Origin of the sequence: Lawsonibacter faecis (assembly GCF_014287675.1) — a bacterium.
Taxonomy (GTDB): domain Bacteria; phylum Bacillota; class Clostridia; order Oscillospirales; family Oscillospiraceae; genus Pseudoflavonifractor; species Pseudoflavonifractor faecis.
The window spans coordinates 24,056-37,888 of sequence record NZ_JACOPQ010000013.1 but is presented as its reverse complement, the minus strand read 5'-3'; the positions used below and the strand labels follow the sequence as shown (position 1 = coordinate 37,888).

Below are 13,833 nucleotides of genomic sequence, written 5' to 3'. Positions count from 1 at the left end.
AGAACCGTCCGGGCGGGCGGCGGGCCTCCGCAGGTCTGCCGGTTTTTTGCAGAGCTGTGTATAAATCCCGCCGCCCCGTGGGAGAATCATAGTGACCGCGATACGGCCCGCCAAGGGCCGTGACGCCGGTGACTATCTGACCGCGGAGTGTGAGCTTTTGTGGATAACAGCGTGAAACGTGGAGACATTTTCTATGCCGACCTGAGCCCCGTGGTGGGCAGCGAGCAGGGAGGGGTCCGGCCGGTCCTCATCGTACAAAACGACACCGGCAACCGGCACAGCCCCACTGTGATCGCCGCGGCCATCACCTCCCAGACGGGCAAGGCCCGGCTTCCCACCCACATTGAGCTCTCTGCCAAGAACTACGGACTGCCCAAGGATTCCGTGGTGCTGCTGGAACAGATCCGCACCCTGGACAAAAAGCGGCTGAGAGAGCATATGGGAAGACTGGACGACCAGCAGATGCAGAAGGTAGACAGCGCCATTGCGGTGAGCTTCGGCCTCCACACGCAGCAGCTGGTCTAGCGCAACAAGAATGGCAGCGCGGAGCCGGGAGCGGCTACATAGTAATATGCAGCCGTCCCGCTTCCGCGTGTTCCGAGTCCGAAGCGACCTATCGATACATACATAGGAGGAACCCCATGAAACAAGGCAAATGGCTGCCCCGCCTGGCGGCGGGCACGCTGGTGACCGCCGCGCTGCTGGGCGTGGCCCTGGCGGCGGGCCAGCAGGGAACCCAGAACGACCCCCTGGTGTCGCTGAGCTACCTCAATCAGAAGGCCACCCCGTCCATTCTGGAGCAGGTGAACGCCAAGGTTACCGAGCAGAGCCAGACCCTGACCAACCAGTTCAACGACCTCATCAAGTCCTACACCGGGCAGATGGAGGACAAGCTCAACGCCGCCGCCGGCGGGGATGCCCAGTCCGCGGCCTTTTCCGTGGTGGACGTGGCCGCCGGGCAGAAGCTCACCGCCGGGATCGGCTGCGAGATCATGCTGCGGGTGGGCAGCGCGGTCTGCTTTACCGACACCCCGCCCGGCTTTATCGACATGACCGGCGGCGGCACCCTGGAAAACGGACAGGCCCTGGTAAAAAATCATCTCTACATGGCCACCATCGCCGGGCGCGGCTTCACCGCCCAGGACGCGGTGAAGGTTATGGTCCGCGGCGAGTACACGGTGTCATAAAAAATAGTATGAAACGCTATTTTTTACGCGCATACGGCCACTCTGTGGCCGTGCGCTGAAATACTATGTCCATGGCGCGGGTATGTCCGCCACCCCGGCAGAAAACAGATTGGAGAGCCGGAAAACCTTGTTAAGTCAAGGTTTTCCGGCTCTCCTTGTCTGATGAGCCAAAGCTGGGGGCGGCACAAAAGCAGCCGGTGTTGATTACCACATACGCTCCCAGTAGTAGTAGGTGCTGCCGCTGACGACCTCGATGCGGTCAGTGGCCAGGGACTTCACCAGGGCGTCCATCTCGTCGGCCAGGGCGGTGTCCATGGCCTTCTCGTTCTTGAGGGCCTCCTCGGTCTGCCGGTCCAGGAAGGACTGCACACCGTCGTCGATGGACTGGAAGAATGCGTCCCGCTCCCGGACGGTGAGCCCGCTCTCGTCCTTGATGCGGTAGTGGTAGGAATACTCGGCGTAGCCGCCGGCTACCAGCACCTTGTCGCCGTAGATATCCCCGTACTTCTCATACTTGGCCGTGCCGTCGTTTGAAGGGTACTCCTTCTGTGCGCAGGCATTGTAGTGCTTGAGGCTGCACTCGTGCCTGGAGTAGGAGAGGGTGGTATTCAGGAACGAATAGAGGGGATCGTCCTCCTTCAGTGTGCAGGAGAGCCGCATCAGGGGTTCGTCCAGGGCGTGGTAGCCCTCCTCGTTGGTCCAGTCGAAGACGGCGCGGTTGAACGCCTCCACGCTCATGTCCAGATAGCCCTCCGGCCGGAGGGAGGCCAGCAGTTCGTAGTCCGCCTGGGTATACTGCATTCTGGTCTTGTAATCGGCGTCGTCCCAGTCGCGGCTGCTCTCGATGACCCTGGCGGACGCCCCCGCGGGGGCGGTGAGGCGCGTCTGCGCAGGGGAGGGGGAGGGGGCCTTTGGGGCGGCGGTTTCGGTGGTCCCCGGCGCCGTTGAGACGGCTGGCGCCGGGGCGGGCGTGCCCGCGGCGGCGTAGGCCGCGACGGTGGCCAGGGAGACCAGCACGACCAGCAGGACCCCCGCCAGTATCCAGTTTTTACGTTTCATGATTTCTCCTTTTTACCAATAGGAATCAAAGGCGTCGTAGTAGTCCACCTCGCAGCCGGTGAACTCGATATAGCTGGTGGCCGCGGCCTTTCCGGCGGCCTCCAGGGCGGTCTTGAAGTGGGCCTCGCCGTCCTTGTCGTCCAGCAGCTCGCCGGGGGTTTTGCCGTTGAGATAATCCTGTGCGCCCTGCATCACGTTCTGGAGGAACTGGTCCCGGGCCTCCACGGTCAGCTTATCCTGGTCCAGGATGCGGTAGGTGAAGGTATAGTTGGCGGTGGCGATTTGCCTGCGGACGGTGTCGCCGTAGATGTCGTCCTCGCGGTAGACCTCTGCGGTGCCCCGGAAATCCGGGTCCACCCGTTTGTCGCTGTAGACCTCCTCGGTCCTGGCGTTGTACTCGTCCTGGGAGGCCTGGACGGTGTTGAGCAGGAAGGGGGCGTTGGGGTCCGTGCTCTCCAGGAACATCATGACCGTCTCGTAGGCGCGGCCGACGCCGCCCTCGTCCCAATACCCGTCGCTGTTGAACGCGGCGTTGATCTTGCGGTTGAACTCGGCAATGGACATCTTCTCATAGCCCTCGAACTTGAGGGTGGAGATCACCAGGTCGTACTGGGCCTTGGTATAGGCGGTGGGGTAGTTGTCATCCCCGCCCTCTCCGGTGCCGTTGGTCACGACGGGGCCCGGCCTGTCCTTGATCTCGGCCACGCCGCCCGGCACCTTGGCGAGCGGGCCGCCGGGCGCTGCAGAGGGGCTGGGCGAGGGGGAGACGCTGGCGCTGGGACTGGGGGCGGGGATGCCGCCGGTGCTTTTGGGCGCGGCGTTGGTGGCAAACACGGTGGTCACCGCCACCACCAGCGCCAGGGCGGCGGCAATGCCCGCAATGGTGGTTTTTTTAATTTTCATAATCGCAGTGATCCTTTCTTCCAGGGCGTTTTTGGAGAAGCTGCTGGCCAGGGGCATAAAGTGGGTGCGCTTCTCCTCCAGCCCCACCAGGGTGAGGGCGTAAGGGGCGCGGGCGTCCCGGCCGCTCTCCCGCAGCACGCTCTCGTCGCAGGAGAGCTCCAGGTCCCGGTTGGCCAGCACATACATCACCCACACCAGGGGGTTGAACCAGTGCAGGCACAGCACGGCGGCCAGCACCCATTTCCAAAAGGCGTCGAACCGGCGGATGTGGGCCATCTCATGGGAGAGGATGAAGCCCAGCCGGGTCTCGTCGCTCCGGTCCATGCTCTTGGGCAGCAGAATAACGGGCCAGAGCACCCCGTAGGTGAAGGGGGCGGTGGTCTGGTCGGAGTAGCGCACCTGCACCGGGCGGCGGAGGCGGTGCTGTTCCAGCCAGCCGGCCACAAAGGGGTCTTCCACGGGGAGGGAGACGCGGTAATTCCTGCGGGCGCGCAGATGGACGATGAGAAACAGCGCGGCGAACAGCAGGGCCACCGCGCCCCAGACGATCAGGGCGGCGGGGACCTCCGCGCCGCCCTGTCCTCCGGCGGGCGCGGCCTGGGAGAGAAGCACGCCGGGCCGGCGCACCGTGACCCCGGCCTGCTCCGCCACGGAGTAGACGCTGGCGGGGGAGGGGAGCGAGAAGGGGAGGATGAGCCGGCACAGCGCCACCGCCCAGAGGACGAGAAACGCCTTTTTGGGCAGCTTGTTGATTCCCAGCGCCCGTGCTATGACGATGACGGCGATGAGGATGCCGCCGGTCACGCTCATTTCCAGGAGAGACAGCATATCAATCTCACTCCAATTCCTCAATCAGCTTTTTTAAGTGGGAGATCTCGTCAACCGAGAGCTTCTTGCTCCCCAGCAGGGAGGCCACCAGCCGGTCGGCGGAGCCGCCGTACATCTTGTCGATGAGCTCGTTGGTCTCCTGCTCCCGGACCTCTTCCCGGCTCACCAGCGCCCTGCAGAGGAAGCCGGGGTCGCTGCGGGAGATTGCCCCCTTGTCGATGCATTTCTTGATGACGGTATAGGTGGTGGTCTTACTCCAGCCCACCAGGGCGCCCAGGTTGTCGGCCAGCTCCTTGGCCGTGCGGTCGCCCTTGTCCCAGAGCTGCTCCATCACCTTGCGCTCGGAGTCAAACAGCTTGATTTCCATATTGGCAACGCTCCTTTTTCGCCGGCCGCGGGCAGGGGGCCCCCTGCCCGGGACGGCTCGTTCTATTGCAATAGAATCTACGGTCATTCTACTGCGATAGAACGTCAGTGTCAAGGGTAATTTGAAACAATTTCAAACTATCTGAAAAAAGGTTGACTTCTGGTGGGGAAGCCCATATACTGGACTTAGAAAAGTGAATACTTGGATGATGGTACCGGGAGATGCTGCGAAAAAGCGCGAAGGCGTGCAGAGGAGTCAGGGTTCGCCGCACAGCCGCCGTAGCGCGAAAAATCGTGGAGCCGAAGGGGAGCGCGAAATCTCTCAGGCAAAAGGACCGGTATTGGACAAAACTCCGAAGAGCCGCGCGGTCCGCGCGGCACCGAAGAAGCAATCCCGCGCTTGCGGGAGAATCTTTCAGGTCTATGACGGGGCGTGCAGAGTTCGTCTGCACGCCCCGTTTTATTGTCTCTTTTTTCACAATGCCCCACGGCAATCATAGACGCGCAGCCGGGAGCGGTCAGGCCGCCCGCCGGGATGAAAGGGAGGAAAGATTTTGATGGAGAAGAAAACACCCCTCTACGAAAAGCATGTTGCCCTTGGGGGGAAGATGGTCCCCTTTGCCGGTTATCTGCTGCCGGTGCAGTACCCCGCCGGGGTCATCGCCGAGCACAGGGCCGTCCGGGAGCGCGCCGGCATATTCGACGTGTCCCACATGGGCGAGGTCCTGCTGGAGGGGCCCGACGCGGTCAGGAACCTGGAGCATCTGCTCACCAACCGCTTTGCCGATTTGAAGCTGGGCTCCTGCCGGTACGCTCTGATGCTCTACGACAACGGCGGCACGGTGGACGATCTGATCGTCTACCGCCGGGACACGGACAAATTCATGCTGGTCCTCAACGCCGCCAACAAGGATAAGGACGTGGCCTGGATACAGGAGCACCTGACGGGGGACGTGCGCCTGAGCGACATCTCCGACAAGGTGGCCCAGATTGCCCTCCAGGGGCCGGGCGCGCGGGCCATCATGGAGCGCCTGGTCCACCCCGAGCTGCTGCCGGATAAGTACTATACCTTCTCCGAGTATGTGGGCTTTGAGAACACCCACAGCCTGATCTCCCGCACGGGGTATACCGGCGAGTTCGGCTATGAGCTGTATATGCTGCCCGACGACGCGGAGCGGGTGTGGGACACCCTGCTCTCCGCCGGGGCCCAGCCCTGCGGCCTGGGCTGCCGGGACACCCTCCGGCTGGAGGCGGCCATGCCGCTCTATGGGCACGAGCTCTCGGCGGAGATCGACCCCATCACCGCCGGGCTGGGCTTCGCGGTGAAGCTGGATAAGGAGGATTTCATCGGCAAGACCGCCCTGCTGGAGGCGGGGGAGCCCGCCAGGGTCCGCGTGGGCCTGAAGGTCACGGGCCGCGGCATCGTCCGGGAGCATGAGAGCGTCTTCATCGGCGATCGCCTCGTGGGGGAGACCACCTCCGGCACCCACTGCCCCACCCTGGGCGTGGGCTGCGCCATGGCCTATGTGGAGCGGGACGTGTCCGCCCCCGGCACCGCCGTGGAGGTGGAGGTCCGTTCACGCCGGGTGGCCGCCGAGCTGGTCCCCCTGCCGTTTTATAAGGCGCCCAAATAAAAGCGCCCCGTCCGGCGAGGGCGTCGGGCGGTCCCGCGGCGTTGGGCTTATTGCCATTTATCAAACAAGGCCTGAGACAAATCACAAATTATGGAGGTATTATGATGAATTTCCCGAAAGAGCTGAGCTATTCCGAGTCCCATGAGTGGGTCCAGAAGCTGCCCGACGGCACCGTGAGGGTGGGCCTGACCGACTTTGCCCAGAGTGAACTGGGCGACCTGGTCTTCGTGAATCTGCCCGAGGCGGGCGACTCCATGGAGATTGGCGACAGCTTCTGCGATGTGGAGAGCGTCAAGGCGGTCTCCGACGTCTACAGCCCTCTGTCCGGCACCGTCTCCGCCGTGAACGAGGAGCTGCTGGACGCGCCCCAGCTTATCAACGAGTCCCCCTACGAGGCCTGGCTGGTGGCGGTGGAGGACGTGTCCGAGTTCGGCGAGCTGATGGACGCCGCCGCCTATGAGGTCTTCTGCGCCCAGGGGCATTGATGCGGCAGGACGCCGGTCCCTTGCCGGGGCCTATCCCCCAAGCGACCAATATCTGACTGAGAAGGGAAGAGATTGCAATGGGTAGCTACGTCCCATCCACCCCCGCCCAGCGCGCCGAGATGCTCGCCGCGGTGGGCGTGAGCACGCTGGACGATCTGTACCGCGACGTCCCCCGCGACATGCTCCTCACCGGGGAAAACGCCGCGCCCGGCGTGAGTGAGCTGGAGGCGGCCGGGGAGCTGCGCGCCATGGCCGCGAAAAACCATGTGTTCGGCGCCGTTTTCCGGGGCGCCGGGGCCTATGACCACTATATCCCCTCCATCGTTAAGCGGGTGACCGCCAAGGAGGAGTTCGTCACGGCCTACACGCCCTACCAGGCGGAGATCAGTCAGGGCGTGCTCCAGTCCATCTTCGAGTACCAGACCATGATCTGCGAGCTCACCGGTATGGATGTGTCCAACGCGTCCCTCTACGACGGCGCGTCCGCCGCCGCCGAGGCCGCCGCCATGTGCCGGGACCGCAAGCGGCGGCGGGTGCTCATTTCGGGCGCGGCCCATCCCATGGTCATCCAGACCATCCGCACCTACTGCGAGGGCGCGGACGTGCCGGCGGAGGTGATCCCCGTCAGGGACGGCGCCACCGATCTGGATGCCCTCAAGGCGGCGCTGAAGGATACCGACGCCTGCTTCTACCTCCAGCAGCCCAACTACTTCGGCGTGATTGAGGACGCCGCCGCAGCCGGCGGGCTGGTCCACGCCGCCGGGGCCAGGTACGTCATGGGGGTGAACCCCATTGCCGCCGCGGTGCTGAAGACGCCCCGGGAGTGCGGCGCGGATATCGCGGTGGGGGAGGGGCAGCCCCTGGGAATGCCCCTGGGCTTCGGCGGGCCCTACCTGGGCTTTATGGCCGCCACCCACGACCTCTTCCGCAAGCTGCCCGGCCGCATCGTGGGCGAGACGACCGACGATGCGGGGAACCGCGCCTTCGTCCTGACCCTCCAGGCCCGTGAGCAGCACATCCGCCGGGAGAAGGCCTCCTCTAACGTCTGCTCCAACCAGGCGCTCTGCGCCATGACCGCCGCCGTCTACCTCTCCGCCATGGGGCCCGGGGGACTGCGCGAGGCGGCTTCGCAGTGCTATGCCAAGGCCCACTATCTGGCCGCAGAGCTTGGCAAGGTGCCCGGATTTACACTTGCCTATCCCGAAGCGCCCTTCTTCCACGAGTTTGTGATGGCCTGCCCCGTGCCGCCGGAGGAGCTGCTCGCCCGGCTGGAGGCGGCCGACATTCTGGGCGGCCTGAGCGTGGAGGGCGGCGTTTTGTGGTGCGCCACGGAGAAGAACACCAGGGCCGACATGGACCGTGTGGCGGCCATTGCCAGGGAGGTGGCGCAGGTATGAAATTGATTTTTGAGCGGAGCGTCCCCGGACGCTCCAGCGCCCTGCTCCCGGCGTGCGACGTGCCCGAATGCCCCATGCCGGAGGACTTTGCCAGAAGACAGGCGCTGCATTTGCCCGAGGTGGCCGAGATCGACCTCTCCCGCCACTATACCGAGCTGGCCGGTCAGGTCTTCGGCGTGAACGACGGCTTCTATCCCCTGGGCTCCTGCACCATGAAGTATAACCCGGCGGTCAACGAGGAGATTGCCGCCCTGCCCGGCTTCACCGGCGTCCACCCTCTTCAGCCCATCCACACCGTCCAGGGCTGCCTGGAGGCGCTGGTCACGGCGGAGAAGCTCCTCTGCCAGGTCACCGGCATGGACGTTATGACCTTCCAGCCTGCCGCCGGCGCCCACGGGGAGTTCACCGGCCTGCTCCTCATCAAGGCCTATCACAAGTCCCGGGGGGATACCGGCCGGACCAGGATTATCGTCCCCGACTCCGCCCACGGCACCAACCCCGCCTCGGCGGCCATGTGCGGCTTCTCCGTGGTCAACGTGCCCTCCGGCCCGGACGGCTGTGTGGATCTGGACGCCCTGCGCGCCGCCGTCGGCCCCGATACGGCGGGCCTGATGCTCACCAACCCCAACACCGTGGGCCTCTTTGACAAGAACATTCTGGAGATTACGAAAATCGTCCACGACGCGGGCGGCCTGAACTATTACGACGGTGCCAACCTGAACGCCGTCATGGAGGTGGCCCGCCCGGGCGATATGGGCTTCGATGTGGTCCACCTCAACCTCCACAAGACCTTCTCCACTCCCCACGGCGGCGGCGGCCCCGGCTCCGGCGCGGTGGGCGCGAAGGACATCCTCGCCCCCTTCCTGCCCAGATTCCACGCGGCGGCGTCGGCGGAGGGGTATGTCTTTGAGGACGCCCCCCAGTCCATCGGCAGCGTGAAGGAGTTCTACGGCAATTTCCTGGTGATCCTCCGGGCCCTGTGCTATATGCGCACCCTGGGAGAGGCCGGCATGCGGGAGGCCAGCCAGATGGCCGTGCTGAACAGCAACTATATGCGGGTGAGGATTGCCCCCCACTGCAGGATTGCCACCGACGGGGTGTGTATGCACGAGTTCGTCATGACCCTCTCCGAGCTGAAAAAGGAGACCGGCGTCACCGCCAAGGACGTGGCCAAGGCCATGCTGGATGAGGGGATGCACCCGCCCACGATGTACTTCCCCCTGATTGTGGAGGAGGCATTGATGGTGGAGCCAACCGAGACCGAGAGCAAAGAGACGCTGGACGCCGCCTGCGACGCCATCATCGCCATTCTGGAGCGGGCCAAGACAGACCCGGCGGCGGTGCGGTCCACCCCACACAATACACCCATCGGCCGCCCCGACGAGGTGGCCGCCGCCCGCAGCCCCAAGCTGCGCTGTGAGTTCTCCTGACCGGACTGTTGGGCGCGTCTGTACAGGGCGCGGGCTTAAATTCTGTAACGGGAGGGCAGTTCATTGACTCATTTTGACCTTTTTATTATCGGCGCGGGTCCCGGCGGCTATGTGGCCGCACTGGAGGCGGCGAAGCTGGGCAAGACCGTGGCGGTGGCCGAGCGCCGGGAGGTGGGGGGCACCTGCCTCAACCGGGGCTGCATCCCCACCAAGGCCCTGCTCCGGGCGGCCCGGACCTACCGCCTGGCCACCCACAGCCAGGAGCTGGGGATTCACGCCGACGGCGCATCCTGCGACACGGCGGCTATGTACCGCCGGACACGGGAGGTGACCGACAGTCTCCGGGGCGGCATCGAGGCCCTGTTCAAGCGGGGGAAAGTGGAGCTGCTCCGCGGGACGGCCCGCGTTGAGGGCCCCGGCCGGGTGAGTGTGGACGGCGGGGAGTATACCGCCGACCGTATTCTGATCGCCGCGGGCTCCCGCCCGGCCCGCCCCCCCATCCCCGGGCTGGATTTACCCGGCGTGGTGACCAGCGACGAGCTGCTGGCGGGCCGGGGGGCGGACGCGAGGCGGCTGGTCATTATCGGCGGCGGCGTCATCGGCGTGGAATTTGCCCAGGTATTCAGCGATTTGGGCCGTGAAATCACCATTTTGGAGGCTTTGCCCCGAATTTTAAACAATATGGACCGGGAAATCAGCCAGAACCTCACCATGATTCTGAAAAAACGGGGCGTCAGCGTCCATACTGGGGCCGGTGTGAGCAGAATAGAGGCGGATGAGGGCGGTCTGACCTGTTTTTATACGGAAAAGGAGCAGGAGGCTCGGGTTTTCGCAGACTGTGTGCTGGTCTGCACCGGCCGGAAGCCGGAGACGGAGCAGCTCTTCGCCCCCGGTGCCGAGGTCCCCTCGGAGCGGGGGTTCCTGCGGGTCAACAGTGACTTTGAGACCGGGCTGTCCGGGGTTTACGCCGTGGGAGACGTGGTGCTCGGCGGCATCCAGCTGGCCCACGCGGCGGAAAATCAGGCGAAAAACGCCGTCCGCGCCATGTTCGGCGCGCCGCGGCTCAAGGACCTGAGCCTGATCCCCGCCTGCGTCTTCACCGATCCGGAGATCGCCGCCGTGGGTATCACGGCCGACGAGGCCAAGGCCGCGGACAGGGAGGTCATCGTGCGCAAGTCCCTCACCTCCGCCAACGGAAAGTCCGTGGTGGAGGGGGCGGAGCGGGGCTTTGCCAAGCTGGTCTTCGACAGGGCGTCCGGCGTTCTGGTGGGCGCGCAGCTCATGTGTCCCCACGCTGCCGAGATGATCGGCGGCCTCACCGCAGCCATCGTGGGCGGTCTCACCGAGGCGCAGATCGAGAGAACCGTGTTTCCCCACCCGACTGTCAGCGAAATTCTGAGTTTAGACTGAAAAAGGCGGTGCATTCCATCGGAATGCACCGCCTTTTTCGTTTCAGCCGACCCGGTGCCGGTTATGACGCAAAAAACGCCGTACTGAGCCGGTAAAAGGCCTCTTGGTTCGAGAGCATGGCCGGATGCCCGCCCGACGGGAAGAGGTGCATTTCACCGTGCCCCATCTCGGAGAGCATCCTGCCGTAGACCTTCTCGAAATAGGCGGGGTCCCCGGCGCAGGCGTATTCGTCCTCGGCGCTGCCCGTCAGCAGGATTTCCGGCCGGAGTGAGCGCAGACTCCTGTGAAAGAACGCGCCGATCTCCCGCTCATGCCTGAGAATGGCGTCGGTATCGCTGTCCACCACGCGCTCCCAGTCCTCGCCGTGCATATAGCGGTAGAACAGCCTTGCGTTCTCATCCCGCTTGGAGCGCTCTCTGTCCAGCTTCAGGTTTTCGGTAAAAGCCCTGACCGCCCGTTCCCCCTCAAAGCTGTCGGCGATCAGCCGGCCCACCAGCTCCGGGGCCTCCAGCGCCACATTGACGGCCACCAGCGCGCCGCCGCTGGTCCCGACGATATCGACCTTTCCATACTGCTTTTCCCGCAGGAGGGCGAGGACCTGCTCCGCCTCATAAAACCAGAGGTCGCTGGGGAGGGCGGCAAGCCGGTCGGACCGGCCGTGGCCCAGGAAATCGATCAGAATCACGCGGCGCTGACCCTCGTACCGCTTTGCAATCTCATAGAACATATTGGATGAGGCGGCGTTTCCGTGGAGCAGCAGCAGGGGCGCGCCGGCGCCGGTCTCCTCGTAATAAACGCTTCTGTGTTCACACTGAAAATAGCTCATGATCTCACTCCTTATATCGCCGCGGTCAGAAGGACCGTGTTCTTCCGCCGCCAGACCTCCCTCACCTGGGAGAAGCCCGCCGAGCGCAGCAGGCGGATTTGGTTTGCAACGGTGCAGGGGGTGTCGAAATGGTACTCCCGCGCGTCGTCCAGGCCCTGCTGCCGCCTGATCCGCCGGTATGCGGCAAAGAGCTCATCCTCCACGGCCTGGGGGTCCGGGCACTCATGGGCGGAGATCATATAGTCGCACTCCACATAGACGCCGCCCGGCTTCAGCGCCCGGCGAATCCGGCGGTAGAGGGCGCGTTTGACGGCGTGGTCATAGTGGTGGAAGGACATGACGGACAGGGCAGCGTCGTACCGTGCGCTCCCCAGGTCACAGTCCAGATAGCTGACCTGATGAAGCTCAATGGACCTGCCGGGATACTTCTCCAGCAGCTTGTGCAGCATATGGGACGAGATATCCAGCCCGGTCACCCGGACGTCGGGGAAGCGGGTGAAGACGGCCTCCAGTTCCAGGCCGGTACCGACGCCCAGATCCAGAAGGGTACGGGTGTGCGGCGGCAGGCAGAGGGCTGGCACCCGCTTGCTCTCCGCGCCGCCGTCGATGCCGGCGGTGTGGACCTTGTCGTAACACTCGCAGCGCGCGTCAAAAAAGGAGGCCATTTCCTCCAGCGTTTCACTCATACGTCGCCCTCCGCTCCAACAGGACGGTTTTGGTGGCCAGGCGCTCCAGAAAATCCCTGTCGTGTTCCACCAGCAGCATAGTGGGCCGGTACTCCCGCAGGAGGGTCTCAAGCTGCATCCGGGAGAAGATGTCAATATAGTTCAGCGGTTCGTCCCAGATATACAGGTGGGCGGACTGGCAGAGGCTCCGGGCCAGGAGGACCTTCTTTTTCTGGCCCGCGCTGTAGTCCGCCATGTCCTTCTCGAACTGGACCCGGGAGAAGTCCAGCTTGCGCAGGATGGTTTTGAAGAGGCTCTCGTCGATGCCGCTCCCGGCGGCGAAATCGGAGAGGCTTCCGCGGAGAAAGGAGGAGTCCTGGGGCACCACGGAGAGAATGAGGCCGGAGGCAAGGGAGATGGTCCCAGTGTGGGGGACGTCCTCGCCCTGGCAGAGCCTGAGCAGGCTGGACTTGCCGGTTCCGTTCCGCCCCGTGAGGGCCACCCGGTCACCCTGCATCACTGTAAAGGAAACACCCTTGCAGCTCTGAACGCCGCCGTAGGCTGGGGCCAGGTCTGCGGCCTCCACCAGCCGGGCCTTGGGGTGGGCGAGGGGGTGGAGCTTCAGCTCCTCGGTGAGCTCGATATTCTTCAAAAGATCCCGCTTTTCCTCCGCCGCCTCCTGCCGCCGGGCCTCCACCGCCTTGGACCGCTTCATCATCTTGGCGGACTTGTGACCGATGAAGCCCCGGTCCGGGCGGAGGCCGGAGTTGCGGGAGCCATACTTGGTGGCCTCCACCGCGTCGGACCAGCCGGCGGTGCGGCGGGCGGCGGCGTCCAGCCGGGAGATGTCACGCTTGAGCTTCTCGTTCTCGGCGCGCTCCCAGTCGTCCCGGCGCTCCTTCTCCCGCCACCAGGTGGAGAAGTTCCCCTGGCGGACCTGGATGTCCAGCTTGTTGATGGAGAGGATATGGTCCACGCAGCCGTCCAGGAAGGCGCGGTCGTGGGAGACCAGGATAAAGCCGTTCTTTTTGCGCAGATAGGCGCTCACCACCCGCCGGCCCTCCAGGTCCAGGTGGTTGGTGGGCTCGTCGATGAGGAGGAAATTGCCGGGGCGCAGGAAGAGGGCGGCGAGGAGGACCTTGGTCTGCTCGCCGCCGGATAGGGTGGAATAGGGGCGGCAGAGCACGCCCTCGTCCACCTCCAATGCGGAGAGCTCCCTGTAGATGCGCCAGCTCTCCAGGTCCGGGTCCAGGGCTTCCAGGATTTCCATGGTGAGACGTGACTTATCCTCTACCGGGAAGGGGAAGTAGTCGAAGCGGAGGGAGGCGGAGATGGCGCCCGCGTACTCGTACTTCCCCTGGAGGAGGTTGAGAAGGGTGGTCTTGCCCCGGCCGTTGCGGCCCACCAGGCCGAGGCGCCAGTCGGTGTCCAGCTGGAAGGAGACGTTTTCAAAGACGTTGTCGTAGCTGCCCTCATAGGCAAATGTGAGATTGGAGACGTTGATAAGAGACATGGGAATCACCTCAATGTGTGGGATGGAGGGGGGACAGCCCCGCAAAGCGCCTTTGGATGTGAAAAAGGGTACAAAAAAAACCGGAGCGCAGGAAGACAGCTCCCTACGCCCCGGTTTCAGCAGCCTGAAG

At 64.3% G+C, this 13,833-nt stretch carries 13 protein-coding genes and 2 riboswitches; of the genes, 7 read left to right on the top strand and 6 right to left on the bottom strand.

Going from position 1 to position 13,833, the window contains the following annotated elements; all coding sequences use genetic code 11:
* The first annotated feature begins 159 nt into the window (after positions 1–159).
* Together H8S62_RS14465 and H8S62_RS14460 are read left to right on the top strand one after the other, a co-directional pair.
* Entirely contained in the window at positions 160–525 is a 366-nt protein-coding gene (locus H8S62_RS14465; RefSeq protein WP_173023879.1) for a type II toxin-antitoxin system PemK/MazF family toxin, read from the top strand.
* Between the two features lie 116 nt (positions 526–641).
* Positions 642–1,187, top strand: a complete 546-nt coding sequence (locus H8S62_RS14460) for a hypothetical protein (protein WP_155149825.1) — start codon at positions 642–644, stop codon at positions 1,185–1,187.
* Positions 1,188–1,391: 204 nt separating this feature from the next.
* Here H8S62_RS14460 and H8S62_RS14455 read toward each other — a convergent pair whose 3' ends face one another.
* From H8S62_RS14455 to H8S62_RS14445, 3 genes are read right to left on the bottom strand one after another with little or no spacing between them, the layout of a single operon-like run.
* On the bottom strand, positions 1,392–2,246 hold the full coding sequence (locus H8S62_RS14455) for a hypothetical protein (RefSeq protein WP_186919990.1): 855 nt from the start codon (positions 2,244–2,246) through the stop codon (positions 1,392–1,394).
* Positions 2,247–2,258: 12 nt separating this feature from the next.
* Positions 2,259–3,977, bottom strand: coding sequence for a M56 family metallopeptidase (locus H8S62_RS14450; protein ID WP_186919989.1), 1,719 nt, complete (start codon positions 3,975–3,977; stop codon positions 2,259–2,261).
* Between the two features lie 7 nt (positions 3,978–3,984).
* The gene (locus H8S62_RS14445; RefSeq protein ID WP_155149832.1) at positions 3,985–4,344 is read right to left on the bottom strand and encodes a BlaI/MecI/CopY family transcriptional regulator; all 360 of its coding nucleotides are present in this window, start codon (positions 4,342–4,344) and stop codon (positions 3,985–3,987) included.
* Positions 4,345–4,549: 205 nt separating this feature from the next.
* A riboswitch (glycine riboswitch) is annotated at positions 4,550–4,691 on the top strand.
* Positions 4,692–4,783, top strand: a riboswitch (glycine riboswitch).
* Positions 4,784–4,900: 117 nt separating this feature from the next.
* Here H8S62_RS14445 and gcvT point away from each other — a divergent pair.
* From gcvT to lpdA, 5 genes are all read left to right on the top strand, one after another.
* Entirely contained in the window at positions 4,901–5,977 is a 1,077-nt protein-coding gene (gene gcvT, locus H8S62_RS14440) for a glycine cleavage system aminomethyltransferase GcvT (RefSeq protein ID WP_186920061.1), read from the top strand.
* A gap of 104 nt (positions 5,978–6,081) precedes the next feature.
* Positions 6,082–6,462, top strand: coding sequence for a glycine cleavage system protein GcvH (gene gcvH / locus H8S62_RS14435; RefSeq protein WP_186919987.1), 381 nt, complete (start codon positions 6,082–6,084; stop codon positions 6,460–6,462).
* A gap of 77 nt (positions 6,463–6,539) precedes the next feature.
* Positions 6,540–7,859, top strand: a complete 1,320-nt coding sequence (gene gcvPA, locus H8S62_RS14430) for an aminomethyl-transferring glycine dehydrogenase subunit GcvPA (RefSeq protein WP_155149839.1) — start codon at positions 6,540–6,542, stop codon at positions 7,857–7,859.
* The gene (gene gcvPB / locus H8S62_RS14425) at positions 7,856–9,289 is read left to right on the top strand and encodes an aminomethyl-transferring glycine dehydrogenase subunit GcvPB (RefSeq protein ID WP_186919985.1); all 1,434 of its coding nucleotides are present in this window, start codon (positions 7,856–7,858) and stop codon (positions 9,287–9,289) included. Before gcvPA ends, gcvPB begins: the two co-directional genes overlap by 4 nt.
* Positions 9,290–9,352: 63 nt before the next feature.
* Positions 9,353–10,699, top strand: a complete 1,347-nt coding sequence (gene lpdA, locus H8S62_RS14420; protein ID WP_186919983.1) for a dihydrolipoyl dehydrogenase — start codon at positions 9,353–9,355, stop codon at positions 10,697–10,699.
* Between the two features lie 61 nt (positions 10,700–10,760).
* Here lpdA and H8S62_RS14415 read toward each other — a convergent pair whose 3' ends face one another.
* From H8S62_RS14415 to abc-f, 3 genes are read right to left on the bottom strand one after another with little or no spacing between them, the layout of a single operon-like run.
* Positions 10,761–11,525 (bottom strand): alpha/beta fold hydrolase, encoded by a 765-nt coding sequence (locus H8S62_RS14415; protein ID WP_186919982.1) that lies wholly within the window; start codon positions 11,523–11,525, stop codon positions 10,761–10,763.
* A gap of 11 nt (positions 11,526–11,536) precedes the next feature.
* Complete coding sequence (locus tag H8S62_RS14410) at positions 11,537–12,211, bottom strand: class I SAM-dependent methyltransferase (RefSeq protein WP_155149847.1); 675 nt, start codon at positions 12,209–12,211, stop codon at positions 11,537–11,539.
* Positions 12,204–13,703 carry a ribosomal protection-like ABC-F family protein gene (abc-f, locus tag H8S62_RS14405; protein ID WP_186919980.1) on the bottom strand — a complete coding sequence of 500 codons (1,500 nt, stop codon included), beginning with the start codon at positions 13,701–13,703 and terminating at the stop codon, positions 12,204–12,206. The genes H8S62_RS14410 and abc-f overlap by 8 nt, the downstream gene beginning before the upstream one ends.
* Positions 13,704–13,833 lie beyond the last annotated feature (130 nt).

Bases quoted from the DNA above. Each gene is read 5' to 3' on its own strand.
- gcvPA (WP_155149839.1), top strand. From the start codon at position 6,540: ATGGGTAGCTACGTCCCATCCACCCCCGCCCAGCGCGCCGAGATGCTC.
- H8S62_RS14445 (WP_155149832.1), bottom strand. From the start codon at position 4,344: ATGGAAATCAAGCTGTTTGACTCCGAGCGCAAGGTGATGGAGCAGCTC.
- gcvT (WP_186920061.1), top strand. From the start codon at position 4,901: ATGGAGAAGAAAACACCCCTCTACGAAAAGCATGTTGCCCTTGGGGGG.
- H8S62_RS14460 (WP_155149825.1), top strand. From the start codon at position 642: ATGAAACAAGGCAAATGGCTGCCCCGCCTGGCGGCGGGCACGCTGGTG.
- H8S62_RS14415 (WP_186919982.1), bottom strand. From the start codon at position 11,525: ATGAGCTATTTTCAGTGTGAACACAGAAGCGTTTATTACGAGGAGACC.
- abc-f (WP_186919980.1), bottom strand. From the start codon at position 13,703: ATGTCTCTTATCAACGTCTCCAATCTCACATTTGCCTATGAGGGCAGC.
- H8S62_RS14410 (WP_155149847.1), bottom strand. From the start codon at position 12,211: ATGAGTGAAACGCTGGAGGAAATGGCCTCCTTTTTTGACGCGCGCTGC.
- H8S62_RS14455 (WP_186919990.1), bottom strand. From the start codon at position 2,246: ATGAAACGTAAAAACTGGATACTGGCGGGGGTCCTGCTGGTCGTGCTG.
- gcvH (WP_186919987.1), top strand. From the start codon at position 6,082: ATGAATTTCCCGAAAGAGCTGAGCTATTCCGAGTCCCATGAGTGGGTC.
- gcvPB (WP_186919985.1), top strand. From the start codon at position 7,856: ATGAAATTGATTTTTGAGCGGAGCGTCCCCGGACGCTCCAGCGCCCTG.
- H8S62_RS14450 (WP_186919989.1), bottom strand. From the start codon at position 3,977: ATGCTGTCTCTCCTGGAAATGAGCGTGACCGGCGGCATCCTCATCGCC.